At 75.9% G+C, this 12,700-nt stretch carries 11 protein-coding genes; 3 read left to right on the top strand and 8 right to left on the bottom strand.

Features of this window, described 5'->3' with window-relative positions; translation table 11 throughout:
• Positions 1-27: 27 nt before the first annotated feature.
• The 7 genes from BLS82_RS05465 to BLS82_RS05495 form a co-directional block, all read right to left on the bottom strand.
• Positions 28-1,089 (bottom strand): LacI family DNA-binding transcriptional regulator, encoded by a 1,062-nt coding sequence (locus tag BLS82_RS05465; RefSeq protein ID WP_369811024.1) that lies wholly within the window; start codon positions 1,087-1,089, stop codon positions 28-30.
• 73 nt (positions 1,090-1,162) lie between these two features.
• Positions 1,163-2,653 (bottom strand): mannitol dehydrogenase family protein, encoded by a 1,491-nt coding sequence (locus BLS82_RS05470; RefSeq protein ID WP_092862181.1) that lies wholly within the window; start codon positions 2,651-2,653, stop codon positions 1,163-1,165.
• 153 nt (positions 2,654-2,806) lie between these two features.
• Entirely contained in the window at positions 2,807-3,841 is a 1,035-nt protein-coding gene (locus BLS82_RS05475) for a Gfo/Idh/MocA family protein (RefSeq protein ID WP_092862183.1), read from the bottom strand.
• Positions 3,842-3,871: 30 nt separating this feature from the next.
• Complete coding sequence (locus BLS82_RS05480) at positions 3,872-4,276, bottom strand: universal stress protein (RefSeq protein WP_092862185.1); 405 nt, start codon at positions 4,274-4,276, stop codon at positions 3,872-3,874.
• 55 nt (positions 4,277-4,331) lie between these two features.
• Positions 4,332-5,336: a sugar phosphate isomerase/epimerase family protein gene (locus BLS82_RS05485; protein WP_092862187.1), complete on the bottom strand. Its 1,005-nt coding sequence runs from the start codon at positions 5,334-5,336 to the stop codon at positions 4,332-4,334.
• A complete protein-coding gene (locus BLS82_RS05490) occupies positions 5,333-6,514 on the bottom strand; it encodes a Gfo/Idh/MocA family protein (RefSeq protein ID WP_092862189.1) in 1,182 nt (393 codons plus the stop codon). The genes BLS82_RS05485 and BLS82_RS05490 overlap by 4 nt, the downstream gene beginning before the upstream one ends.
• Positions 6,515-6,666: 152 nt before the next feature.
• Entirely contained in the window at positions 6,667-9,054 is a 2,388-nt protein-coding gene (locus tag BLS82_RS05495) for an ATP-binding cassette domain-containing protein (protein ID WP_092862191.1), read from the bottom strand.
• Positions 9,055-9,183: 129 nt separating this feature from the next.
• Here BLS82_RS05495 and BLS82_RS05500 point away from each other — a divergent pair, with 129 nt between their 5' ends.
• From BLS82_RS05500 to BLS82_RS05510, 3 genes are all read left to right on the top strand, one after another.
• Positions 9,184-9,816: a LysE family translocator gene (locus BLS82_RS05500; RefSeq protein WP_092862193.1), complete on the top strand. Its 633-nt coding sequence runs from the start codon at positions 9,184-9,186 to the stop codon at positions 9,814-9,816.
• Positions 9,817-10,100: 284 nt separating this feature from the next.
• Positions 10,101-11,156: an NAD(P)/FAD-dependent oxidoreductase gene (locus BLS82_RS05505; RefSeq protein ID WP_092862819.1), complete on the top strand. Its 1,056-nt coding sequence runs from the start codon at positions 10,101-10,103 to the stop codon at positions 11,154-11,156.
• Positions 11,153-11,887, top strand: coding sequence for a class I SAM-dependent methyltransferase (locus BLS82_RS05510; protein ID WP_218123584.1), 735 nt, complete (start codon positions 11,153-11,155; stop codon positions 11,885-11,887). The genes BLS82_RS05505 and BLS82_RS05510 overlap by 4 nt, the downstream gene beginning before the upstream one ends.
• A gap of 39 nt (positions 11,888-11,926) precedes the next feature.
• Here the strand turns inward: BLS82_RS05510 and BLS82_RS05515 are convergent, their stop codons facing one another.
• Positions 11,927-12,586 carry a TetR/AcrR family transcriptional regulator gene (locus BLS82_RS05515; protein WP_092862195.1) on the bottom strand — a complete coding sequence of 220 codons (660 nt, stop codon included), beginning with the start codon at positions 12,584-12,586 and terminating at the stop codon, positions 11,927-11,929.
• Positions 12,587-12,700: the final 114 nt, after the last annotated feature.

Consider the following 12,700-nt stretch of genomic DNA (forward strand, 5'->3'; position numbering starts at 1 on the left):
CGGTGTGGGTGGTGCTCGGTGGTGCGGTCAGGCGACCGGCGCCCTCCGGCGTCCGGGGATGACGGGCGCGCCGGTCGCGCCGGGCGGGGGCAGCTCGCCGGAGCCGCGCTGGATCAGCCGCAGGGCCACCTGCTCGTGGCGCGGCGGCCCGGCGTAGCCGCCGATGCGGTCGAAGAGCAGCCGCGCCGCGCGGGCGCCCATGTCCTCGACGTCCTGCTCCAGCACGGTCAGCGGGGGGTCGAAGGCGTCGGCGCCGGCGAGGTCGTCGACGGCGGCGACCGCGAGGTCGCGGCGCCCGAGGGCGCGCACCGCCGAGACCAGGCCCGTCGTGGTGCGGGCGACGCCGGAGACCACGGCCGTGACGTCGCCGGCCTCGCGCAGGGCGCGCACGGCCCGCTCGGGCACCTGCCCCGGCAGGTAGCCGAGCCAGGCGCAGCGCGGGGTCAGCCCCGCGGCGCGCATGGTCGCCGCGTAGCCCTCCGCGCGCAGCACCACGGTGCTGGCCGCCCGCCCACTGCCGACGAACAGCACGCGCTCGTGGCCGGAGGCGAGCACGTGCTCGGTCAGCTGCGCCCCGGCGGCGGCGTTGTCGATGCCGACGGCGTCGGAGACCGCGCTCGGGCCGGGGGCGTCGACCTGCACGACCGGCAGCTCGCGGGCGACGTCGGCCAGGTAGCCCTCCGGCGCGCCGGCGGTGCCGGTGGCGACGACGAGCCCGGCCACGCTGCGCGACAGGAGCGGCTCGACCGCCTCCTCCTCCGAGCGCCCGGACCCCGCGCACGTGATGACGACGCCGTAGCCGCGCTCGTGGGCCGCCTGCTCGACCACGGCCACGACGCGCCCGAAGAAGGGAATGGTGAAGTCCTCCACCGCGACGCCGATCGCCTCGTCGTGCCCGCGCCGCAGCGAGCGGGCGTTGCGGTTGGCGCGGTAGCCCAGGCCCTCGGCGGCCGCGCGCACCCGGGCGGCGAGCTCGTCGGAGACGCCGGCGCCGCCGTGCAGGGCGCGGGAGGCGGTGGAGGGGCTCACGCCGGCGGAGGCTGCGACGTCCGCGAGGGTCACGCGGGTGAGCGGGGACACCGGTGCCACCTCCTCGACGTCGTCGTCAGGCCAGTGCGACGGAGTCTGGTGGGGCCCTGCAATCGTTGTCAACGCGAGCAGGTCACGAACCGGTCACGTCCGCGGCGACCAGGCGCTCCAGCGTGGCGCGGGCCCCGCGCTCGTGCAGGGAGGCCAGCGCCTCGCGGTAGGGGGTGGTGAAGCGCTCGTCGTCGACGAGGTCGCCGAAGAGGCTGCGGTCGGCGAGGAAGGCCAGGGGGTCCTCGCGCTGGCGCTCGGCCAGCGCCTGGATCCGCTCGACCAGGCGGTCCACCACCTGGATCGGCCGGCCCTGCTCGTCGACGCCCTCGGCGTAGCGGGCCCAGCTGGCCACGATCGCGGCGGAGCGGTGCACCTCGCCCCCGCGCGCCAGCTGGGCGCGCACCACCGGCAGGAGCCACTTGGTGATGCGGTCGGAGCTGTCCGTGCACAGGCGCGCGACGGTGTCGCGGACCTCCGGGTTGCTGAAGCGCTCGATCAGGGTGGCCTTGTAGTCGTCGAGGTCCACGCCCGGCACGGGGTGCAGCGTGGGGGTGGCCTCGCGGTCCATGTACGCGCGCAGGAACGCGCGCCACAGCGGGTCCTGCGCGGCGTCGTGCACCAGCCGGTACCCGGCCAGGTGCGCGAAGTAGCACAGGCCCTGGTGGCCGGCGTTGAGCAGCCGCAGCTTCATCAGCTCGTACGGCTCGACGTCGGCCACCACCTGGACGCCGACGTCCTCCAGCGGGGGCCGCCCCGCGGGGAAGCGGTCCTCGACCACCCACTGCGTGAAGGGCTCGCACACCACCGGCCACGCGTCGTCGACGCCGAAGCGCTCGCGCACCATCGCGACGTCCTCGGGGGTGGTGGCCGGGGTGATCCGGTCGACCATGGCGTTGGGGAAGGCGACCTCGGCCTCCACCCACGCGCCCAGCTCGGGGTCGCGCAGGCGGGCGAAGGCGGTGAAGGCCTTGCGCGCGAGGTCGCCGTTGCCCTGCAGGTTGTCGCACGACATCACCGTGAACGGCGCGATCCCCCGCTCGCGGCGGCGCGCGAGGGCCTCGGTGACGAGGCCGAAGGTGGAGCTCATCACGGCGCCGGGCGCCAGGTCGCGCTGCACCGCCGGGACCGAGGCGTCGAAGACGCCGGTGACCGGGTCGATGCTGTAGCCGCCCTCGGTCACCGTCAGGGAGACGATGCGGATGGCCGGGTCCGCCATCCTCTCGACCACGGCCTCGGGGTCGTCGGGCGCCAGCAGGTACTCCACGACCGAGCCGACCACGCGCGGCTCCAGCGCGCCGTCCGGGTGCTTGAGCACGAGGGTGTACAGGCAGTCCTGGGGCAGGAGGGCGTCCTTCATGCGCCGGTCGCCGGGCAGGACGCCGACGCCGCAGATCCCCCACTCGAGGGCCTGCCCCTGCTGCATCAGGCGGTCGAGGTACATCGCCTGGTGGGCGCGGTGGAAGCCGCCGACGCCGATGTGCACGATCCCGGCGGTGACCCGGCTGCGGTCGTACGTCGGGACCGGCACCTCCTCGGCGATGGACGGGAGCGCGTCGGTGCGCAGGGCGGGCATCGGACCTCCTGGGACGCGGACCGCGCGCTCCCGGGCGGGGCGCCGGCGGTGGCTGGGGCGACCCTACGAGAGATCACCCGCGCGCCCCAGCCCCCGGGTCCGGGTCCGGGTCACCGCGCCTCGTCCGCGCCCGGTCGGCCCGGAGGAGCGAGATCACGAGCAGGGACGGGGCGCGGGCGGCGCAGGGGCCTGCACGCGCACCGGGGCGCCGGACTCCAGCGCGGCCTGGGCCGCGTCGGCGACGACGGCGGCCGCCACGGCGTCCTGCGGCGGGCAGGGGTTGCCCCGCTCCCCGCGCACGAGGTCGACGAACGCGGCCAGCTCGTCGCGGTAGGCCTGCGCGAACCGCTCGGCGAACGTGGCGTGCGGCGCCCCGGCGGGGAAGGCGACGCCCGGGTCGGCCGAGCGCAGGGCGGTGTGGTCGTCCAGGCCGGCGCACAGCGACCCTCGCGAGCCCTGCACCTCCAGGCGCACGTCGTGGCCGGCGCCGTTGTACCGGGAGGCGGTCACGGTCGCCAGCGTCCCGTCGTCCAGGGTGCACACGGCCAGGGCGGTGTCGACGTCCCCGACCCGCCCGATGTCCGGGTCGCCGTTGTTGGACCCGCGCGCCCACACCTCCACCACCTCCCGGCCGGTCACCCAGCGCAGGACGTCGAAGTCGTGGACGCTGACGTCGCGGAAGAGCCCCCCGGAGGTGGCGAGGAACGCCACCGGGGGCGGCGCGGCGTCGCAGGTGACCGCCCGCAGGCCGTGCAGCCACCCCAGCTCCCCGCCGAGGACGGCGCGGCGCACCTGCAGGTAGCCGGCGTCGAAGCGCCGCTGGTGGCCCACCTGCACCGTCCCACCGGCGGCGGCGACGTGCTCGAGCACCCGCACCGACGCCGCGACGTCGGGCGCCACGGGCTTCTCGCAGAACACCGGGACGCCGGCGTCCACCCCGGCCCGGATCAGGTCCGGGTGCGCGCCGGTCGGGGCCGCCACGAGCAGGCCGTCGACCCCGGCGTCCAGCAGCGCCTCCACGCCAGGGGCGTGCCCGGCGCCGACGTCGGCCGCGACGCGCTGCGCCGCGCCGGGCACGGCGTCGACGAGCGTCAGGCGCGCGACGCCGTCCAGCGCCGCGGCGTGGCGCGCGTGCATCGCGCCGATGCGCCCGACCCCGACGAGCCCCAGGTGCAGCCCTGCCGCCACGACCAGCCCTCCTCTCCTCCGACGAGCCGCTCAGGTGCGCCGGTGACCCTCCTGCACCGCGAGCACGGGGCACCGGGCGCCGAGGAGCACCCGCTGCGCGGTGCTGCCCAGCAGCACCTTGCCCACGGGCGAGCGCCGCTTGAGGCCGATGACCACCAGCTCGGCGCCGACCTCGTCGGCCACCGCGATGATGGCCTCGGCGACGTCCTCGGCGCGGTCGAGCTCGCGCACCTCGCAGTGCAGGCCCGAGTTCCGCAGCGAGGCGAGCGCGTACGCGAGCCCGGAGGTGGGCGGGTACTCCGGGTCCACCCGCGACTCGCCCCGGTGGGCGCGGACGACGACCAGGGCGCGGCCGCGCAGGATCGCCTCCTCCCCCGCGGCCGCGAGCGCGGCCTCCCCCTGCGGCGTGGGCGCGTAGCCCACCACGAGCGTCACGGGGTTCCCGCCCCGGCTCGCGGGGTCGCGTCCTCGAGCGAGCGGTGCAGCACGGTCATCCCAGTCCCGCCTCCTCCCGTGCGGTCGTCAGCGTGCTCGCCGCGACCTGCAGGCCCTCGATGCGCCCGAGGGAGACGTCCTCGTGCTCGATGTTGACCGCCATGTTGGGGTCGACGGCGTGCAGCGCGCGCAGGAACCGGGCCCAGAACGCGGCGTCGTGGCCGCGGCCGACGGCGACGAAGTCCCACGCGGAGTCCTGCGGCCACTCGTTGACCCACTCGTCCCCGCCGAGGTTGACGCGGTCCTCGTCGGGGCGCAGGCGGCGGAACCGCTCGTCGAGGACGCCGTAGACCCTCGCGTGCTCCTCGTTGATCCGCACGTCCTTGGCGGCGGCGTGCAGGACCAGGTCGCCCAGGTGCTCCACGGCGGCGACGGGGTCCATGCCCTGCCAGAACAGGTGGCTCGGGTCCATCTCGGCGCCCACGTGCGTGGCGCCCGTGCGCTCGACCAGGCGCTGGAGCGTCGGGGGGTTGAAGACGACGTTCTGCGGGTGCATCTCGATCGCGACCTGCACGCCGGAGTCGGCGGCGAGGCGGTCGATCTCGCGCCAGAACGGGACGACGACGGAGTTCCACTGGTGGTCGAGGACGTCGAGGGCCCCGGAGCTCCACGCGTTGACGACCCAGTTCGGCACGGTGGCCCCCGGCTCGCCGCCGGGCAGGCCGGACATCGTCACGACGCGGGTCTGGCCGAGGGCGCCGGCGGCGCGGATCGCCCGGCGCAGGTCCTCCGCGTGCCTCGGCCCGATGGCCGGGTTCGGGTGCAGCGGGTTGCCGTTGCAGTTCAGGCCGGCGAGCGCCACGCCCCTGTCCGCGAACAGACCGAGGTAGTCGTCGCGGGCGCTCTGGCTGGTCAGGACGTCGTCGATGGGGATGTGCACCGGGGGCAGGAACCCTCCGGCGTTGATCTCCGCGCCCTCCAGGCCGAGGTCCTTCACGACGTCCAGGGCGGCGGGCAGGTCGCGGTCGTGCAGGACCGCGGTGTAGACGCCGAGCTTCACGACCCCACCTCCACCGACTCGCCGCCGGCCGCGGCCGAGCGGGCCACGGCGTCGAGGACCTCCAGGTTGTGCAGGCCGTGCGCCAGGCCCGGCAGCGGCGGCAGCGCGCCCAGCCCGGCCACCTGGTCGAGCCAGCAGCGGGCCTGGAAGACGAACAGGTCGTTCTGACCGTGCCCGACGGAGGGGAAGTCCATCGCCAGGCCGCGGGCGAGGTAGGGGTGCTGCGGCCCGACGAGCACCTGCCGGAAGCCGTTGACGGCAGGCTCGGGGGCGGTGTCGAAGATGCTGAACTCGGCGGGGCGGGTGAGGTCGAAGCCCACGGTGCCGTGCTCGGCGGTGACCTCGAACCCCAGGCCGTTGGCCAGCCCGGGGGTCGCCCGCGAGACGGAGAAGGTCCCGACCGCACCGCCGGCGAAGCGCGCCGTGAAGGTGGCGACGTCCTCGTTCTCCACGGCCTCCAGCTCGTCCGAGACCGCCGCGCCGGCGTGGCCGACGACCGCGCCGAGGGGCACGGGCCGCTGGGGCGTGAAGGTGGCGAAGACCGCGCCGGAGACGCTGCGCACGGGGCCGCACACGAACTCGCCGAGGTCCACCGCGTGGCTGCCGACGTCGGCCAGGGCGCCCGAGCCGGGGCCGCCGCGGTAGCGCCAGCTCATCGGCGCCCCGGGGTCGACCGCGTAGTCGCACCAGTAGTGGCCGTTGAAGTGGCGCACCCGCCCCAGCGCCCCCGACGCCAGGTGCTCCTGCACCGCGGCGATCGCCGGCGAGCGGCGGAAGGTGAAGCCCACCGCGCTGTGGCGGTCGCTGGACTGAGCGGCCGCGACCATGGCGCGGGCGTCCTCGAGGCTGGGCGCCAGCGGCTTCTCGCACAGGACGTGCTTGCCGGCGCCCAGCAGGCCCTCGACGACCTCGCGGTGGAGGTGGTTGGCCACGACGACGCTGACGACGTCGACGTCATCGGCCTGCGCGACCGCCTGCCAGGAGGTCTCGGCGCGCTCGTAGCCGTAGCGGGTCGCCGCGTCGCGGGCGAACGGCTCGTGGGCGTCGGCGATCGCGACCAGCCGCACGGGCGGCAGGTCGGTGGCGTACAGGGACGTCGCGGTGCGGTAGCCCTGGGCGTGCGCCCGCCCCGCCATGCCGGCGCCGATGACGGCCACGCCCAGCCCTGCAGCGCCCATGGCGCCCCCTCGTCGTCGAGTCCCGCGCCGCCCCCGGCGCGAGGTCCCGAACCTAGGAACCGCCGCGGATCATGTCAAGACAACCGGTGCATTCAGGCGCGGCGCGCCACCGGTCCCCCCGTGCGGGGACCCGGCGTCCGCGAGAGCGTCGCTCAGGCGCCGACGTAGGCCGCGAGGTGCTCACCGGTGAGGGTGGAGCGGGCGGCGACGAGGTCGGCGGGCGTGCCCTCGAAGACGACCCGGCCGCCGTCGTGGCCGGCGCCGGGGCCGAGGTCGATGATCCAGTCGGCGTGCGCCATGACCGCCTGGGAGTGCTCGATGACGACGGCCGACGTCCCGGAGTCGACGAGCCGGTCGAGCAGGCCGAGCAGCTGCTCGACGTCGGCGAGGTGCAGGCCGGTGGTCGGCTCGTCGAGGACGTAGACGCCGCCCTCCTGCCCCGTGTGCGTGGCCAGCTTCAGCCGCTGCCGCTCCCCACCGGACAGGGTCGTGAGCGGCTGGCCCAGGGTGAGGTAGCCGAGCCCGACGTCGGCGAGCCGCTCGAGGACGGCGTGCGCGGCCGGCGTGCGGGCCTCGCCGGCGCGGAAGAACTCCTCCGCCTCGGTCACCGACATCGCGAGCACCTCGCTGATGTCGCGGCCGCCGAGGCGGTGCTCGAGCACCGACGCCGCGAACCGCTTGCCCTCGCACACCTCGCAGGTCGTGACGACGCCGGCCGTCATCGCCAGGTCGGTGTAGATGACGCCGGCGCCGTCGCAGGTGGGGCAGGCGCCCTCGGAGTTGGCGCTGAACAGCGCCGGCTTCACGCCGTTGGCCTTCGCGAACGCCTTGCGGATCGGGTCCAGCAGCCCCGTGCACGTCGCCGGGTTGCTGCGCCGCGAGCCGCGGATCGCGCCCTGGTCGACCGTCACCACCCCGTCCCGCCCGGAGACGGAGCCGTGGACGAGGGAGCTCTTGCCGGAGCCCGCCACCCCGGTGACCACGACCAGCACGCCGAGCGGGACGTCGACGTCGACGTCCCGCAGGTTGTGGGTGCTCGCGCCGCGGACCTCCAGCGCCCCCGAGGGCGTGCGCGCTCGGGGCTTGAGGCGGGCGCGGTCGTCCAGGTGCCGCCCGGTCAGGGTGCCGCTGGTGCGCAGGCCCGCCACGGTGCCCTCGAAGACGACCTCGCCACCGGCGGTCCCGGCGCCGGGGCCGAGGTCGACGACGTGGTCGGCGACCGCGATCGCCTCCGGCTCGTGCTCGACGACGAGCACGGTGTTGCCCTTGTCGCGCAGCCGCAGCAGCAGGTCGTTCGTGCGCGCGACGTCGTGGGGGTGCAGCCCGGTCGTCGGCTCGTCGAAGACGTAGGTGACGTCGGTCAGCGAGGAGCCGAGGTGGCGGACCATCTTGGTGCGCTGCGCCTCGCCGCCCGAGAGCGTGCCCGACGGCCGGTCGAGGGAGAGGTAGCCCAGCCCGATCTCCACGAACGAGTCGAGGATCTCCCCCAGCGACGCCAGCAGCGGCGCCACGGACGGCTCGTCGAGGCCGCGCACCCACGCGGCGAGGTCGCTGATCTGCATCGCGCAGGCGTCGGCGATGCTGGTCCCGGCGATCTTCGAGGAGCGGGCCGCCTCGCTGAGCCGGGTGCCGTCGCACTCGGGGCAGGCGGTGAAGGCGACCGCCCGCTGCACGAAGGCGCGCACGTGCGGCTGCAGCGCGTCGACGTCCTTGGACAGCATCGACTTCCGGATCCGGGGGACCACGCCCTCGTAGGTGAGGTTGACGCCCTCGACCTCGATCTTGGTCGGCTCCCCGTGGAGGAGCGTGTGCAGCTCCTCTCCCGAGTAGTCGCGCACCGGCTTGTCCAGGTCGAGGCCGACGCCGTGGAAGAGGCGGCCGTACCACCCCTCCACGCTGTAGCCGGGGACGGTGAGCGCGCCCTCGCGCAGGGACCTCGACCCGTCGTAGAGGGCCGACAGGTCGATGTCGGAGACCCGGCCCATGCCCTCGCAGCGCGGGCACATGCCGCCGGTGACGCTGAACTCGCGGCGCTCCTTGACCGTCCTGCCGGCGCGCTCGAGCGTGACCGCCCCCGCGCCGCTGATCGAGGCGACGTTGAAGGAGAACGCCTGGGAGGACCCGACGTGCGGCTGGCCGAGCCGGCTGAAGACGATCCGCAGCATCGCGTTGGCGTCGGTGGCGGTGCCGACGGTGGAGCGGGGGTTGGCGCCCATGCGCTCCTGGTCGACGATGATCGCCGTCGTCAGCCCCTCGAGCAGGTCGACGTCCGGGCGCGCCAGCGTCGGCAGGAAGCCCTGCACGAAGGCGCTGTGGGTCTCGTTGAGCATCCGCTGCGACTCCGCGGCGATCGTGCCGAACACCAGGGAGCTCTTGCCCGAGCCGGAGACGCCGGTGAACACCGTCAGCCGGCGCTTGGGGATCTCGACGCTGACGTCCTTGAGGTTGTTCTCGCGCGCGCCGAGCACGCGGATCAGGTCGTGGCTGTCGGCGGCGTGCGGCGCCGGCGCCTGCGGGTCCGTCCTCGTGGCGGTGCTCATCGTGCCTCCCTGTCCACGGGCCTGCGGGTCACCTGCCAGATCGTGCCAGCGGACGGCGTCCCGGCGGGGGATCTGCCGGCAGCCCGGGACCACCTTCCTGCGCCGGTGGGCCTCTGCCAGGCTCCGCCCGTGCCGATCGACGAGACCCTGCTGATCGCCTTCACCGTGACCACGGTCATCGCGATGATCACGCCCGGGCCGGACGTGCTCTTCGTCCTCGGCTGCGGCATGCGCGGCGGCCCGCGCGCCGGCCTGCTGGCCACGGCCGGGGTCGCCACCAGCGAGGTCGTGCACGTCGCCGCGGTCGCCGTCGGGCTGGCCGCCCTGTTCGAGGCGGTGCCCACCGCCTTCACCGTGCTGCGCGTCGTCGGTGGTGCGTACCTGATCCACCTGGGCGTGCAGATGATCCGCCACCGGCGCGACGCCCACCTGGACGAGCCGGTGGCGGGCGGGGACCTGTCCGGGCGGCGGGCCAGCACCAGCGGGCTGGTGACGAACCTGCTCAACCCCAAGATGGTCACCTTCACCCTCGCCTTCCTGCCCCAGTTCGTCGACCCCGCCCTGGGGCGGGTGTGGCTGCAGCTGGCCGTCCTCGGCGCGATCCTCATCGCCCTGGAGTTCGTCGTCGACGGCACCGTGGGGGTGCTGGCCGGGCGCATCGGGGCCTGGCTGCGCCAGCGGCGCACCGCCCGCCAGCGCATCGACGCCGCCACCGGAGGGATCTTCATCGGCCTCGGGGGGCGCCTGGCCGTCGACCGCTGACCCTCCGCAGCCGATCGAGGCGGGCAGCCCCGGCACCGAGGACGAGACCAGGCTGCGGCTGGCCCTCCTGTCCGGCGTCGCCCGTGCCGCTCGTGGCCGAGGCGACGGCCGTCACCCCCGAGACTTGCCGTTCTCGCAACGACGCTTGTCAACCCGCGGGGAGGCGGCGGACAGTCCTGGGCATCGGACGACCGCCGCACGGCGGTGCACACGGAGGAGGACGCGTGGTGGACCTCGATGCTCAGGCGGTGCCCACGGACGAGCCGGGCGCGCCGGGAGGGCGGCTGCACCAGTGCTACGACGTCGTGGTGGTCGGCGGCGGTGCGGCCGGGCTCTCCGCGGCGGTGGCCCTGAGCCGGGCGCGCCGGGACGTGCTCGTCCTCGACGACGGCGCCCCCCGCAACGCCCTCGCGCACGGGGTGCACAACTACCTGGCCCTGGACGGCGTGGCGCCGGGAGACCTGCTGGCCGCCGGCCGGGAGGAGGTGGCCCGCTACGGCGGGCACCTCCTCGCCGCCGCGGCCACCTCGGCGCAGCGCCTGCCCGGCCCGCTGGACACCGCGGAGGGGGCCTTCGCCGTCACGCTCGCCGACGGGCGCGAGGTGCGCGCGCGCCGGCTGCTGGTGACCACCGGTGGCGTCGACGACCTGCCGGACGTCCCCGGGGTGGCCGAGCGGTGGGGGCGGGAGGTCGTGCACTGCCCGTACTGCCACGGCTGGGAGGTCCGCGACCAGCCCGTCGCGGTCCTGGGGACCGGCCCGCTGGCGGTGCACCAGGCGCTGATGTGGCGGCAGTGGAGCGGGAACGTCACCCTCCTGCGGCACACCGCGCCCGAGCTGAGCGACGAGCAGGAGGAGCGGCTGGCGGCCCGCGGCATCACGGTCGTCGACGGGCGGGTGACCGGCCTGCAGCTGCACGACGACCAGCTGACCGGGGTGAGCACGGCCGACGGTCGGGTCGTGCCCTGCCGGGCGCTGGTGGTCTCCCCCCGCCTGCACGCCCGCTCCGGTGTGCTCACCGCGCTCGGCGTGGAGCCGGCGGAGATGCGCATGGGCGAGCACGTGGTGGCCACCCACGTCCCCGCCGGCCCCACCGGCGCCACCGCGGTGCCCGGGGTGTGGGCGGCCGGCAACGTCGCCGACCCCATGGCCCAGGTGGTCAGCTCCGCCGCCCAGGGGCTGGCGGCCGGGGCGGCGATCAACGCCGAGCTGATCGAGGAGGACACCGCCCGCGCCGTCGCCGACCGGGCGCGCCGGGCCGACCGGGCCGACTGGGCCGACCGGGCCGGTCAGGCCGACCCAGCCGGCCAGGCCGAGCGCCGCGTGGTGGTGGCGCCGTGACGAGCCCCGACCCGACGCAGCACGCCGGGGCCCACCACCACGGCGCCGCGGGCCACCACCCGGGCCACCACCCGGGCCACGGCGGCCACGGCGGCGAGCCCTCCGTCGCCGTCCCCGACGACGTGGAGCGGTTCTGGGAGGACCTGTACCGCCCCGGTCCCCGCTGGAGCGGGAACCCGAACCCGGCGCTGGTCGACGTCGCCTCGCCCCTGCCCCCCGGCACCGCCCTCGACCTCGGCTGCGGCGAGGGCGGCGACGCCCTGTGGCTCGCCGGGCGGGGGTGGCGGGTGACCGCCGTCGACGTCTCCGCCACGGCCCTGGAGCGGCTGGCCGCCAGCGCCGCGGCGGCCGGCCTCGCGGAGCGCCTCGAGATCGGACGGCACGACCTCACCGCCTCCTTCCCGGACGGCGCCTTCGACCTCGTCTGCGCCTGCTACCTGCACAGCCCCGTGCCGATGGACCGCGACCGGGTGCTGCACCGGGCCGCGCAGGCCGTCGCCCCCGGCGGGGTGCTGATCGTCGTCGACCACGAGTGGATGAGCCCGTGGTCGTGGACCGACGCCGACGCCGCGTCCAGCGCCGCGCCGCAGGTGCTCGACGCCCTCGGCCTCGACCCCGCCGAGTGGCGCACGTCCCGCGCCGGGGCCCCGCGACGGGGTGCCACCACCCCGGACGGGGAGGCCGTGACCGTCACCGACCTGGTCCTCGCCCTCACCCGGCGCGCCTCCTGAGGCGCCGCGCCGTCCGGCTCCGCGGCGCAGCGGGTCCCCTCACCGCGCCCGCGCGAGGTCTCCGGTCAGGTAGTGCTGGACGGTGGGCGCGAGGAGGGCGACGACCTCGTCGCGCTCGAGGCTGGCCAGCGGCTCGACGTGGAGGACGAACCGGGCGACGACCGTGCCGAGCAGGTGGGAGCTGGCCAGCAGCGCCCGCAGCTCGGGCCGGTCGGTCCCCAGGCCGGGGGCCACCTGGCGCAGGACGCGGGCGCTGAGGAAGTCGCGCAGCAGGTCGGCGGCCTGCTCGGTGGTCACGGCCGAGCGGAACATCGTCAGCAGGGGCGCGGCGGTGGCCGGGTCCTCCCACAGGCCCAGGTAGGTGCGCACCATCCGCTCCCCCAGGCCCTCGACGGGCCCGGCCAGGACGGTGGCGACGCGCTGGGGCAGGTCGGGCGGGAGGTCCACGGCGGCGGCGAACAGGTCGTCCTTGCTGCCGTAGAAGTAGCGGATCAGGGCCACGTCCACTCCGGCGGCGGCAGCGATGGTGCGCAGGCTGGTGGCGCTGTAGCCGGTGGCGGCGAACTGCTCGCGCGCGGCGGTCAGGATCGCCGCCCGGGTGCCGCTGTGCCCGCGCCGGCGCCCGCTGGGCCGCTGGGGCGGCTCCGCCGTTCCCGCCGACCCCTCCTCGCGGACCTCGCCGGACGCGCGCGCGCTCATCGACCGCCTCCCTCGTGGCAGCGCCCACCGTACATCCCCACCTGTTGACTTCTACGACTGTAGATATCTACAGTCGTAGAACACCGGCTTCGGCGGCTGCTCGGGCGACCGCCC

The sequence above is a fragment of the Quadrisphaera sp. DSM 44207 genome (assembly GCF_900101335.1).
Classification (GTDB): Bacteria; Actinomycetota; Actinomycetes; order Actinomycetales; family Quadrisphaeraceae; genus DSM-44207.

Bases quoted from the DNA above. Each gene is read 5' to 3' on its own strand.
- BLS82_RS05470 (WP_092862181.1), bottom strand. From the start codon at position 2,653: ATGCCCGCCCTGCGCACCGACGCGCTCCCGTCCATCGCCGAGGAGGTG.
- BLS82_RS05490 (WP_092862189.1), bottom strand. From the start codon at position 6,514: ATGGGCGCTGCAGGGCTGGGCGTGGCCGTCATCGGCGCCGGCATGGCG.
- BLS82_RS05515 (WP_092862195.1), bottom strand. From the start codon at position 12,586: ATGAGCGCGCGCGCGTCCGGCGAGGTCCGCGAGGAGGGGTCGGCGGGA.
- BLS82_RS05495 (WP_092862191.1), bottom strand. From the start codon at position 9,054: ATGAGCACCGCCACGAGGACGGACCCGCAGGCGCCGGCGCCGCACGCC.